Annotated in this window: 12 protein-coding genes; all 12 read right to left on the bottom strand. The window is 58.6% G+C overall.

Annotation, left to right across the window (positions count from 1 at the left end):
* Window positions 1-36 precede the first annotated feature (36 nt).
* Window positions 37-447 carry a hypothetical protein gene (locus tag AB5Y92_RS09225; RefSeq protein WP_013723543.1) on the bottom strand — a complete coding sequence of 137 codons (411 nt, stop codon included), beginning with the start codon at window positions 445-447 and terminating at the stop codon, window positions 37-39.
* Between the two features lie 160 nt (window positions 448-607).
* Entirely contained in the window at window positions 608-1,579 is a 972-nt protein-coding gene (locus tag AB5Y92_RS09230; protein WP_127006726.1) for a formate dehydrogenase subunit gamma, read from the bottom strand.
* Window positions 1,576-2,235 carry a formate dehydrogenase FDH3 subunit beta gene (fdh3B, locus tag AB5Y92_RS09235; RefSeq protein ID WP_005353752.1) on the bottom strand — a complete coding sequence of 220 codons (660 nt, stop codon included), beginning with the start codon at window positions 2,233-2,235 and terminating at the stop codon, window positions 1,576-1,578. Before fdh3B ends, AB5Y92_RS09230 begins: the two co-directional genes overlap by 4 nt.
* A 4-nt stretch (window positions 2,236-2,239) precedes the next feature.
* Entirely contained in the window at window positions 2,240-5,116 is a 2,877-nt protein-coding gene (locus AB5Y92_RS09240; protein ID WP_368226574.1) for a formate dehydrogenase subunit alpha, read from the bottom strand.
* 23 nt (window positions 5,117-5,139) lie between these two features.
* Entirely contained in the window at window positions 5,140-5,343 is a 204-nt protein-coding gene (locus tag AB5Y92_RS09245; protein ID WP_005303194.1) for a transcriptional initiation protein Tat, read from the bottom strand.
* 117 nt (window positions 5,344-5,460) lie between these two features.
* Window positions 5,461-6,078 (bottom strand): molecular chaperone, encoded by a 618-nt coding sequence (locus AB5Y92_RS09250; RefSeq protein WP_368226576.1) that lies wholly within the window; start codon window positions 6,076-6,078, stop codon window positions 5,461-5,463.
* A 9-nt stretch (window positions 6,079-6,087) separates the two neighbouring features.
* Window positions 6,088-7,860: a 4Fe-4S binding protein gene (locus AB5Y92_RS09255; RefSeq protein ID WP_368226578.1), complete on the bottom strand. Its 1,773-nt coding sequence runs from the start codon at window positions 7,858-7,860 to the stop codon at window positions 6,088-6,090.
* A 103-nt stretch (window positions 7,861-7,963) separates the two neighbouring features.
* Entirely contained in the window at window positions 7,964-8,557 is a 594-nt protein-coding gene (locus AB5Y92_RS09260) for a DUF3306 domain-containing protein (protein WP_368226579.1), read from the bottom strand.
* Window positions 8,550-9,104 carry a DUF3305 domain-containing protein gene (locus tag AB5Y92_RS09265; protein WP_368226581.1) on the bottom strand — a complete coding sequence of 185 codons (555 nt, stop codon included), beginning with the start codon at window positions 9,102-9,104 and terminating at the stop codon, window positions 8,550-8,552. Before AB5Y92_RS09265 ends, AB5Y92_RS09260 begins: the two co-directional genes overlap by 8 nt.
* Before the next feature lie 394 nt (window positions 9,105-9,498).
* The gene (locus AB5Y92_RS09270) at window positions 9,499-10,149 is read right to left on the bottom strand and encodes a hypothetical protein (RefSeq protein WP_368226583.1); all 651 of its coding nucleotides are present in this window, start codon (window positions 10,147-10,149) and stop codon (window positions 9,499-9,501) included.
* A gap of 71 nt (window positions 10,150-10,220) precedes the next feature.
* Window positions 10,221-10,772 (bottom strand): hypothetical protein, encoded by a 552-nt coding sequence (locus AB5Y92_RS09275; RefSeq protein WP_368226584.1) that lies wholly within the window; start codon window positions 10,770-10,772, stop codon window positions 10,221-10,223.
* Window positions 10,773-10,784: 12 nt separating this feature from the next.
* A partial coding sequence (locus AB5Y92_RS09280; RefSeq protein ID WP_368226586.1) for a hypothetical protein occupies window positions 10,785-11,026 on the bottom strand: 242 nt, incomplete at its 5' end.

Below are 11,026 nucleotides of genomic sequence, written 5' to 3' on the forward strand. Positions count from 1 at the left end.
GGCCGCCACCTCTGTGATGCTTGTCAGCTGCTCGCATTAGCCGCTGATGCCCACCTCCAGCTTGAACGGCGTCTTGGCCTTGCTGCTCTCGGCCGCCCCCATCTGGTAGACCCGAATGGTATAAGTGCCCTTGGCGGGCAGGGTCGCCTCAAAGTTGTTCCCTTCGGTAGAACCGATAAACATCGCCTCCCCCTTGCTGCCCGGCGGCAGAATATTGAAGTAGGGCTTGCCGGTCAGGATCACCACCATGCTCTGGCCCTTGTTGGCCGTCAGCTTGTAATCGAGGGTCTGGCTACCCTGAATGGTGCCGTTGATAGTCGCCCCTGACTCCCCCTTCTTGAACTGCACCTGCTGGGTCTTGATCCCGTCAGCCGCCTGCGCCACGCCCGCAATACCACCGAAGAGCGCAGATGCACATACCGCTGCCAGCCATGCTTTTCTCATCATTTGTCATCCCTTGTGTGAATGGAACCCCTGTTACTGTTGCTCAAGGTGGCCCAAAAAACCATCGCCGTTTGCGGCATCGCTCAATCAATTTGCCATCACCATCGACCCGCCATCAAAAGGGGCGCCGCTGCGCCCCTTCTCTTTACTCTTTAGTCGACCATCAGCTTGATTTGCCCGACTTGGGCTCATCAAGGGTGTGCTTCACCTCTTCATACCAGAGGTCGTGGTGCTCCTTGGCCCAGGTCTCGTCCACCTCGCCGGTCACCATCCCCTCCAGCGCCCCTTCCAGCTGGAACAGGCCCATGTAGATATGGAAGATAAAACCGCAGATAAGGATCAAGGCGCCTACGATATGGATAAAGCTGGCCCACTCCATCTGGCGGCGCAGCTGGCCGAAGATGGGGAAGTCGAGGAACAGCCCGGTCGCCACCACAATGCCGCCAAACCAGATCAGCAGCCAGAAGATCGCCTTCTCGCCACCGTTGGAGAAGCCCGCCGAGGGGTGACTTCCCTTGTGCTTGCCGAGCATGCCGCCAAACTTCATGAACCACTGCACATCCACCATGTTGACGATGTTGTGGCGGAACCACTTGATGAGCACCCCCATCAGGCAGAGGAAGAAGAGCGGCCCCACGTAGTTGTGGAACACCTTGGCAAACCAGATCCAGTTCTCCCACACCCCGAGGCTCACCACCGGCTTGATGAAGTACTTGCCGTAGATGATGGCCAGCCCCGACCCGGAGAGGGTCAGGAACATGGCTGCCGTGGTCCAGTGCAGCGCCCGATCCAGCCGGCTCCAGCGCTTGAGCTTGCGCCCGGTGCGCGGTTTGGAGAGCTTGGTCTGCCCCACCACCAGATACATCAGGCCACACATGGCGAGCGACCCGAAAATAGCGATGGCGCCGAGCGGCGACACCCACTTGGTCTTCACCTCGAACCAGAGCTGGCCCGGCACCGAGATCAGCACTCCGTGCTCCGGCGAGCGGGAGGTGGTCACCCCCTCCTGCCCATCCTTCACCGCCCGCCAATAATCGGCGCCGGCAAAGCCGACCGCCTCTTTCTGCGCATCAGCGAAGCCGGGCGCGCTGAACAGCAGCAAGGCCGTCAGTAGCGCTGTCAGCCAGTGTCTCATTGGCCATCCTCCTGCTTGCCAAGCTTGAGCCCCTTGCCTCTGCCATCGTGAGGTTTGCTGGCGTCGCGATAAAGCGCCTGTTCATCAGCCCCCCAAGCTGCGTGAGGGGCACCGCGATAGGCAACCCGCTCGCGGAAGATATCGGAGATAACCTGCGCATCCCCGGCCAGCAGTGCCTTGGTGGAGCAGAGCTCGGCACACATGGGCAGCTTGCCCTCGGCGATGCGGTTGGCACCGTACTTCTGGCGCTCCGCCTCGCTGTGATCCTCTTCCGGGCCACCGGCGCAGAAGGTGCACTTGTCCATCTTGCCCCGATCGCCAAAGGCGGCGGTTTTCGGGAACTGGGGCGCCCCGAACGGGCAGGCAAACAGGCAGTAGCCGCAACCGATGCAGAGATCCTTGTTGTGCAGCACTATGCCGTCGTCGGTGTGATAGAAGCAGTCGGCCGGGCAGACCGCCATGCAGGGGGCATCTGTGCAGTGCATGCAGGCGACCGAGATGGAGGTCTCCCCCGGCAGGCCGTCGTTGAGGGTCACCACCCGGCGGCGCTGGATGCCCCACTCGAGGGCATCGTCGTTCTCGTTCTTGCACGCCGTCACACAGCCGTTGCACTCGATGCAGCGCTTGGTGTCACACATGAATTTCATTCTGGCCATGGGATCAGGCTCCTACTTTGCGAAAACGGCACAGGGTGACCTTGGTCTCCTGCATCTGGGTGACCGGGTCATAACCATAGGTGGTGACTATGTTGACCGACTCCCCCAGCACATAGGGGTCAGACCCTTCCGGATATTTGGATCGCAGATCCTTGCCCTCGAAGTGGCCGCCGAAGTGGAACGGCATAAAGGCGAGCCCCGGTTTGACCCGCGGGGTCACCAGTGCCTTCACCTTGACCCGGCCCCCTTCCGGCCCCTCGACCCACACATCCTGACCGTCGCGCACGCCGACGTCGTTGGCATCCGCCGGGTTCATCTCGACGAACATCTCCTGCTGCAATTCAGCCAGCCAGGGGTTGGAACGGGTCTCGTCGCCGCCCCCCTCATACTCCACCAGACGGCCCGAGGTGAGGATGATGGGGAACTCCTTGCTGACATCCTTCTCCTGCACCGAGGCGTACTGGGTCGGCAGGCGCCACAGGCTCTTCGAATCAGGCCAGGTGGCGTAGTCGGCCAGCAAGTCGCGGCGCGGGGTGTAGAGCGGCTCGCGGTGCTTGGGCACCTGATCCGGGAAGGTCCACACCACGCAGCGCGCCTTGGCGTTGCCATACGGCACAAAGCCGTGCTTGATGGCGACGCGCTGAATGCCGCCAGAGAGATCGGTCTTCCAGTTCTTGCCCTCGGCCTCTTTCTTCTCGGCCTCGGTCAGCTCATCCCACCAGCCGAGCTGTTTCATCAGGTCGGCAGTGATCTCGGGATAACCGTCTTCCACCTCGCTCCCTTTCGGCCAGGAGTCTTCGGCGAGCAGCGAGACTCCCTGATACTCGATGCCGAAGCGGGCGCGGAAACCACCGCCCCCTTCCGACACCGGAATGCTGGTGTCGTAGAGGATGTGGCTGCCGGGATGTTTCATCTCAGGGGTACCCCAGCAGGGCCACGGCAGACCGTACACTTCGCCACTGACCGGGCCGCCCTCGGCCTTGAGGTTGGTCTTGTGGAAGGTGTGCCAGTTCTGCTGGTGCGCCTTGAGCCGCTCCGGGCTCTGGCCGGTGTAGCCCACACTCCACATGCCGCGGTTATATTCGCGGGTGATGTCTTCCAACAGTGGCTGGTTGTTCTCTACCTTGATGTGCTTGAACAGCTGGTCGGCAAAGCCGAGCTTCTTGCTCAAGAGATACATGATCTCGTGGTCGACCTTGGATTCGAACAGGGGTTCTATCACCTTGTCGCGCCACTGCATGGAGCGGTTGGTGGCGGTGACGGAACCATAGGTCTCGAACTGGGTGGTGGCCGGCAGCAGGTAGACGCCGTCGGTACGATCGTTCATGACGGCAGCGACTGTGGGATACGGGTCGACAATCACCATCATGTCGAGCTTTTGCATCGCCTTCTTCATTTCCGGGCCGCGGGTCTGGGAGTTGACCGCATGACCCCAGTAGAACATGGCGCGGATGTTGGAGCCCTGCTCGATGAGATCGGCGTTCTCCAGTACCCCGTCCACCCAACGGGAGACCGGGATGCCGTTGTTGTTCATCGGCAGCTTGCCGTTGTAAGGCTTGTTGTCGAAACGGGCCTTGATCCACTCGTAATCCACATCCCACACCCGGGCCCAGTGCTTCCAGGAGCCCTCTTCCAGCCCGTAGTAACCGGGCAGGGAATCGGAGGTGACGCCAAAGTCAGTGGCGCCCTGCACGTTGTCGTGACCGCGGAAGATGTTGGTGCCCGCCCCGCTCTTGCCCACGTTGCCGAGGGCCAGTTCGAGGATGCAGTAGGCACGGGTATTGTTGTTGCCGGTGGTGTGCTGGGTACCGCCCATGCACCAGACCACGCAGCCGGGGCGGTTGTCGGCCAGCAGTTTGGCGGCGCCATAGACCTGCTGTTCGTTGAGGCCGGTCACCCGCTCCACTTCCGCCGGAGTCCAGCGCGCCACCTCTTTTTGCACCTCGTCCATGCCGTAGACGCGGGTACGGATAAACTCTTTGTCTTCCCAGCCGTTCTTGAAGATGTGCCAGAGCATGCCCCAGATAAAGGCGACGTCGGTGCCCGGACGCAGGGAGAGGTACATGTCAGCCTTGGCGGCGGTGCGGGTGCGGCGCGGGTCGACCACCAGGATCTTGCAGCCATTGCGCTCTTTCGCCAGCAGGATGTGCTGCATGGCGACCGGGTGGGCCTCCGCCGGGTTGGAGCCGATAAACATGATCGACTTGCTGTTGTGCATGTCGTTCAGGCTGTTGGTCATGGCGCCGTAGCCCCAGGTGTTGGCGACGCCAGCGACCGTGGTGGAGTGGCAGATCCGCGCCTGGTGATCCACGTTGTTGGTACCCCACAGGGACGCCATCTTGCGAAACAGGTAGGCCTGCTCGTTGGAGTGCTTGGCGGAACCGAGCCAGTAGACGCTGTCGGGGCCGGACTCCTTGCGCAGGCGCAGCACCTCGTTGCCCACCTCTTCGATGGCCTGATCCCAGCTGATGCGCTGCCACTTGCCGCCCACCAGCTTCATCGGGTACTTGAGGCGACGCTCACCGTGGCCATGCTCGCGCAGGGCCGCCCCCTTGGCGCAGTGACCGCCAAGGTTGAAGGGGTGATCAAAGGCCGGCTCCTGACCGGTCCAGACGCCGTTCTGCACCTCGGCATAGACGCCGCAGCCCACCGAGCAGTGGGAACAGATGGTGCGCTTCACCTCGACCGGCACCCCGGCCGCCACGGTTTTGGCCTCGGCCCGCTGCATCATGGCGGGGGCCAGCCAACCGGCGGCCACGGCGCCACCGGCTACCAGACCCGAGTTGACCATAAAGGCGCGGCGGGTCAGCCCCTGACCGCGAATGGCCTCATTGCCCTGCTCGCCCGCCTGGGGCTGCTCGGCACGTTTTGTCAGTTTCATGAGTTCTCCTTCACTGATCCGGCTCAGTCAGTGCCGCGCAGGGTGCGATAAAAGTCGTGAACATGGGGGGTCTCCCGATAGCCCTTGTCAGGCTCGGTGTCGTGAGTCAGCACCTCTTTGCCCACCACCCGACCGGTGGCACCGGCCAATACGCCTATGGTGGCGACCACGCCAACTCCCTTGATCAGATTGCGGCGGGACGGGTCTTTCAGCTGTTCATCGCTCATTCTTGTGACCTCTGTTGTTGTTCTTGCTGGCGCCTGCGCGCCAGCTTCGCGTCCAATGGGATATCTCGTCTGCTCGTTTTGTTATGCGCAGCTCTTGTTATGCGCAGATAGGGGCATTCAGCCCGGCACCACGCAGGCGCCAAACGGCAGGCGCAATTCGTTTTCCAGCTTGAAGAAATCTTCGGCAAGGGCGCCGACCGCCCGGTAGAAGCTGCCCCCTTTCGCCTGTTGCTGATCGCGGCAGCAGGCGAGTACCCAGGGGGCAAGGTGGCGCTCATAGAAGCGGTTGCGCTCCGGATGTTGCTCGCCAATCAGTACCGCCATCACCTCACAGAGGGCGGCGAGATGATCTTCCGGCTCGCACACTCCGCTCTGGCGCTCAAAACCCAGCGACTGCAGATCTGCGCGCAGCACCGCCAGCGGCAGCTCCATCAAAGAGCCAGTGAGATACCAGGAGGCAAACGGCACGATCTCCCCGCGCCCCAGCCCGATAAAGAGCTCCTGATACTCCTCGGCAAGCTCGTTTTCGTGGTGGCTGCTGGCCGCCAGCTGCACCAGCCCCAGCCCTCTGGCAAAGGGGCCAGGCATCGGCTGCAACCCTTGCAGCCAGGCGAGCTGTTCGCCACGGGGAGCGGCGCGCCAGAGGCTCGCCAGCAGGGCGTAGAGATCGGCGCTGTTCTGTTCCAGTTCGGTCATGGTCAGTTCGCCAGCCTTTTCGTTATGTTGTTCACTCATCACTGGCCCTCACACCTTGAGCTGGGAGACGGGATCCGCCGCCAGCGCCGCAAACACATCCTTGACCCGACAGTCCTCGCACATCAGCAACCGCTGGGCGGCCTCGTTCTGGAAGTGGGAGTGACCGGCCAGCTTTTGCTGGATGCGGCGGATCATCGAGGCGGGCGCGAACGGCTTGGAGCAGCGAATGCAGCAGGCCGCCTCTTCGGCTTTCAGGCTCTGTACGGCGCGGCGCGCCTCGGGCACGGGTTGCAGGCGGGGCACCAGTACGATGGCCTGCTCGGGGCACGCCTTTTCACACATGCCGCACTGGATGCAATCCTGCTCGATAAAGTTGAGACCCGGAGTGTGCCCCACCGCATGCAGGGCACGGCTCGGGCAGACCGCCACGCAACCCATGCAGAGGGTGCAGTCAGCTTCTTTCAGCTCCACACTGCCGTATGGAGCGCCATAAGGCACCGCCAGCGGCTCGCGGCTCCCTTCGTTGGCCTGCCAGAGGGCATCGAAAGCGGCAAACAGGTTCTCCCGTTTGTCCCCTTTCAGCGGCTTGTCCAGCAGGGCAAGGGCTGGTTCACCGGAGATCGGCTTATCTTGTTCGGCATCCGGGTTAAACAGGGCGATGCGATCGGCAGAGAGACCGGCGCCCGCCAACAGCACGGCGGCGCTCGCCTGCTCCCGCTCAACCAATGCCCGCACACTTGCGGGAGCATCATCACCGAGCGCAATGCGCACCGCGCTGGCGCCATAGGCGAGTGCGGCGAACCAGCTCTCGATGCCTAAACTCGCGCTCTCCTCCACCCAGATCGGCAGCCAGTTGGCGGGCAAACGGGTGAGTTCGGCCTCCACCCATTCGCGCTCGTTTTCACCGGCGATCAGCAGCTGGGGCGCTTCGCCACCCGCCTCCCGGTAGTGCTTGAGCAAGCGCAGCAGGTAGTCACCGCTGGTGTTGGCATCGGGCTGATGATAGGCAATCGCCCCGGTCGGACAGGCCGAGGCACAGCTGCCAAAGCCCTGACAGAGATGAGGATCGATCTGGATTCGACCATTGATGGGCTTGAGGGCATCGGTCGGGCAGACATCGAGGCAGCGGCTGCAACCGGGCACGCCGCGGGCGGTAAAGGCGCAGGCCTCGGGGTCGAGACGAAAATAGCGAGGTTTGTCGAAGATACCGGTCAGCGCACAGAGCTCGGCAAGCCGTTCGGCCAGCCCTTGATCATCGGCCAGATGCAGATAGCCAACCGGCGGGCGCTCCAGCGCAAAGAGCGGGACGCGCCCCAGATCGGCCACCAGATCGAAGCGCGGTTCGCGTGGCGGCTCACTAACAGCAGCCGCTTGGTGTGGAAAGCCTTGTTGTGGGAAGCAAAGCGCCGCCAGGTTAACCCGCTCCCCCTGCCCATTGAGGCCGGTAAGCTGGAACTGGCCGAGATACCCTGTCAGGCTCGGCTCGCGCAGGGTCAGGGCCGCGAGGGATGCGGTGGCATCAAAAATGGTTTCGAGATCGGCCGCCTCGGCATCGTGGACCGCTTCGGTCACCAGCAGGGTGGGCTTCACCCCGGCGGGCAGCAGGCTGGCAGCGCGGCGAATGCGATCTTCCGGGCCGACCAGCAGCAGGCGCCCCTGACTCTGGTAAGAGACAGTGGCCGGGATCAGGTTGTCGGTCTTGACCGTATGCTGCAGGGCATAGGCGCGAGCGCGCGCGTTATGCTCGGCCGCCCCCGCCCCATGGGCAAGATTGGAGGCTAGATTTGGGGCCAGATTTGGCAATGTTTGTTCAGTGCTCACATACGCTCCTGTGCGCGCCACCTCATGGGATGGGCGCTTGTTGGTAAGCCGAGAGAGCAAGAGGCGAGCCAACTCCCCCGGAAAAAAAGTGACTGACAGGGAGTCAGGATCCTGAGGGTTCCATTCCCCCACCTTTGGTTGGGACATTTTGTCCACCAGAGGAAACCAAAATGTCCCGATCGTCGGTGTGGGTTTGAGAATGGTTATCAGCCAGCTCGTCGGCGGCAGGTTCGCTGGCAACCGCCACCGGTTCAGCAGACCCGCTGGCCGGGTTGGCCGTCTCGCTGTCCGGGGCGATCACCTGATCCACCAGCCAGTTGCGCAGCCCGGCGGTCAGGGCTGCAGGCAGCAATTCGGGCTGGCTGAAATCCTGGGTGTAGTCGTCGAGCCCATCCGGTTTATGGCTGCGAAACATGGCCCGCAGCGCCTCCTTGTCAGGAAGCTTGGCCTTGCCCGGCTGGGCTGTTGTTAGCGGCGGTTCGCCACTCTCGGCCCCCTCAACGGCAAGGGGTTCACTACTCCCCTTGTCAGTGCTGACTACGGGGCTATCCAGCGCAGTATCTGGAGTTTCAGCTTCGCCACAGCCTTCGATGAGGGCGGCAACAGCCTCGGGGCTAACCTCTTCCCGTGGCTGCAATACCTGATGCTTGCGCGCCTCACTCTTGCGAGATGACCAGCGCTTGAGGAACTCACTCATGGGCGCGATTTCCGCTGTCACTGCCACGCTCGCGGCCATCGGGGCCGGTGGCTTTAACGGCGCCACAGCTGGCTTGATCTACCGTATCGACACCCAGCTGATCCTGCGCCCGTCCCTTGCCCTTTTTGCCCTTGCGGCGGGCCTCCAGCAGCTCGCCGTGGCGGCCGATAAAGGCCTCCACCCAGGCTTGCAGCGCCTCGGGCAGCGGGCAGGAGAGCACCTGCCGCTCGCCATCCATATAGGCGGCAGCCATGGTCTGGCTCAGGGTCAGGCCATCGGCCACAAAGCCATTGTCCACGCGGCTTCCGGTGACAAACAGGCGAGGCGAGCCGGAGCTCAGGTTAAAGCGATAATCCCCCCGTTCATCGCGAAACAGGGTAAGGGGCAAGGCACCGGCAGCCTCAGGTTCGGCGGGATGGAGCGCCGCAATCTCGAAACGGCGGCTCTGCCAGCGGCCAACCTGGCTGTCGATGGCCTTTAACTCCAGTTGCAGCCAGCGCTGCGGGGAGAGGGGTTTGGTTATCTCTTGCACTGTCACGGCTCCCATCAGAAGGTCTCTGCCGGGCCACCCTCCCCCGTGATCCACCCAGTTCGAGGCAGATCAGAGCAGGAGATTTATGGCGGCCACGGCCATCAATGGGATAAGACTTAGCAAGAGTGGGGCCAAGGCAGGTTTGGTAGTTGGTGGAGGCATTGCTGCGGGTTGGCGCGTTGTGCGGGATATGGATCGGCGCGGGCGTAGGGCGGGCGTAGGTTGGTGCAGAGCGCAGCGAAGCCCAACATGCGGCGTAAGAGTAATCCACCAGAACCTAATCGACAGGGATAGCAATAATCGAATAACACCAAATTATCCGATTATTGCTTTTGAAATATTCCACGGTAAACGTTGGGCTTCACTGCGTTCAGCACCAACCTACGATTTAACCCAATGTATAACATAATTAACTTGCAGCAGACTTTTTATTTTCTTTTTTAGCAATACTAGATAGCTCTTTTTCTATTATTTTGGCAGATACAACTGGCAATGTTTGCGAGAGCATAAAAATAGATGTAAAAATGAAAAATACACCAATAAAAATAACCGAGAACACTTGAATTAAACTAATATTAGGAATCTGACTAGAAATACCTGTTAAAAGCAATCCGAACAACGCCATTCCAACACCAAAAATGAAATTAAACCAATATATAAACAGCTCGAACTTAGAAATACAAACAGTCACATTTCCACTATCGCCATCATAAGAAAAATGAGGTATGGCTCTTTTGAAATGGACAAATGAAACTGTTCCATTTGTTGACTGATGTGCTTTAATTACAGCTTCTCTGAATTGTTTTTCAAGACGGATGCCAGTCGTTATTTTAAAGTGCTCTGTAGCCAACTCTTCTTGCAGATGCGATTCTGTTAGCCCCGAAACAAAATCGCATTTTACAGCATCTGTTAGTTTCGATATTCTTGCTTTTTTTCTCTCCTCCCAGAAATCAACTATCGTTTTATAGTTAAAAATGAATGCAACCACAACTATCACTATCCCTAGAAGATAATTACCATTACTCAAACTATCGATAAGCTTATCCATGAAGTCTTTCATTACTAACTCCTTTTACAAAACACAAAACCACCGATTAACCCCACTAAAACACGATGGTCATTTATAAAATATCAGATTTTATTTTCACCTTTTCCCTGCTGATACTGTTTTTTGATTTTTATAAAATATTTTATGTACTCGGAGTTAGGTTTTGCATCTGTGATCTCAGTTAATAACTTATCAATGGTCGAAATCCCCGATGCCGTTTTTATTAAGCGTTTTGTTTCTCCACAATCACGTTTAAACTCTTCATAAGTAATCTTTCTGCACTCATCAGTTTTTTCTTCGCAAAAAACATCACTAATCCCGACAAAAAGCATTCCTATATGCACCACAACTTCTTCACTTAGATAGAACTCATTATCGTCAAGGAATTGCATTAGTTTTAGACCGCAATGAAAGGCTACATCATTCTTTTCACTTAATGAAATCTCATTGTCTTCATAAAGATGAAAAATCACTCCATATGAAAGAGTGAATTCATTCATTAGGCTTTCATATATTGCAAGTCTTTTCTCAAAGATAGGTCCTGAAAAGCTCTCAAGCCTTGACTTCCGTCTAAAGTATTCTGTAATCAATGCACCGATTAAAACACCGACCAAACCTATTAATGCACTATCCACAACCCCTCCAAATTAGCTGAAATAAGAATAAACAAGCTTAGTCATAAATACAAAATAATTAACAAAGCAAAAGACATGTGAATTTATAATAAATAAACATAAGTTACTACCATAGATTAATGAGTCTGCCGAACCAAATGTTTCTCTCAACAACGTGGAACGGCGTTGTTTCCCAAATAAACCATCAAGCAGCAACTGCCCCAGCCCCTGGTGACCGCTACACTCGGGGCTTTCTGACAGGTAGACCAAGGGTA

It is taken from the genome of Aeromonas sp. R1-1, assembly GCF_040908495.1.
In the GTDB taxonomy this organism is placed as follows: Bacteria; Pseudomonadota; Gammaproteobacteria; order Enterobacterales; family Aeromonadaceae; genus Aeromonas; species Aeromonas veronii.

Excerpts from the sequence above, each read along its gene's own strand:
- AB5Y92_RS09225 (WP_013723543.1), bottom strand. The coding sequence starts at position 447 with ATGATGAGAAAAGCATGGCTGGCAGCGGTATGTGCATCTGCGCTCTTC.
- AB5Y92_RS09230 (WP_127006726.1), bottom strand. The coding sequence starts at position 1,579 with ATGAGACACTGGCTGACAGCGCTACTGACGGCCTTGCTGCTGTTCAGC.
- fdh3B (WP_005353752.1), bottom strand. The coding sequence starts at position 2,235 with ATGGCCAGAATGAAATTCATGTGTGACACCAAGCGCTGCATCGAGTGC.
- AB5Y92_RS09240 (WP_368226574.1), bottom strand. The coding sequence starts at position 5,116 with ATGAAACTGACAAAACGTGCCGAGCAGCCCCAGGCGGGCGAGCAGGGC.
- AB5Y92_RS09245 (WP_005303194.1), bottom strand. The coding sequence starts at position 5,343 with ATGAGCGATGAACAGCTGAAAGACCCGTCCCGCCGCAATCTGATCAAG.
- AB5Y92_RS09250 (WP_368226576.1), bottom strand. The coding sequence starts at position 6,078 with ATGAGTGAACAACATAACGAAAAGGCTGGCGAACTGACCATGACCGAA.
- AB5Y92_RS09260 (WP_368226579.1), bottom strand. The coding sequence starts at position 8,557 with ATGAGTGAGTTCCTCAAGCGCTGGTCATCTCGCAAGAGTGAGGCGCGC.
- AB5Y92_RS09265 (WP_368226581.1), bottom strand. The coding sequence starts at position 9,104 with ATGGGAGCCGTGACAGTGCAAGAGATAACCAAACCCCTCTCCCCGCAG.
- AB5Y92_RS09270 (WP_368226583.1), bottom strand. The coding sequence starts at position 10,149 with ATGAAAGACTTCATGGATAAGCTTATCGATAGTTTGAGTAATGGTAAT.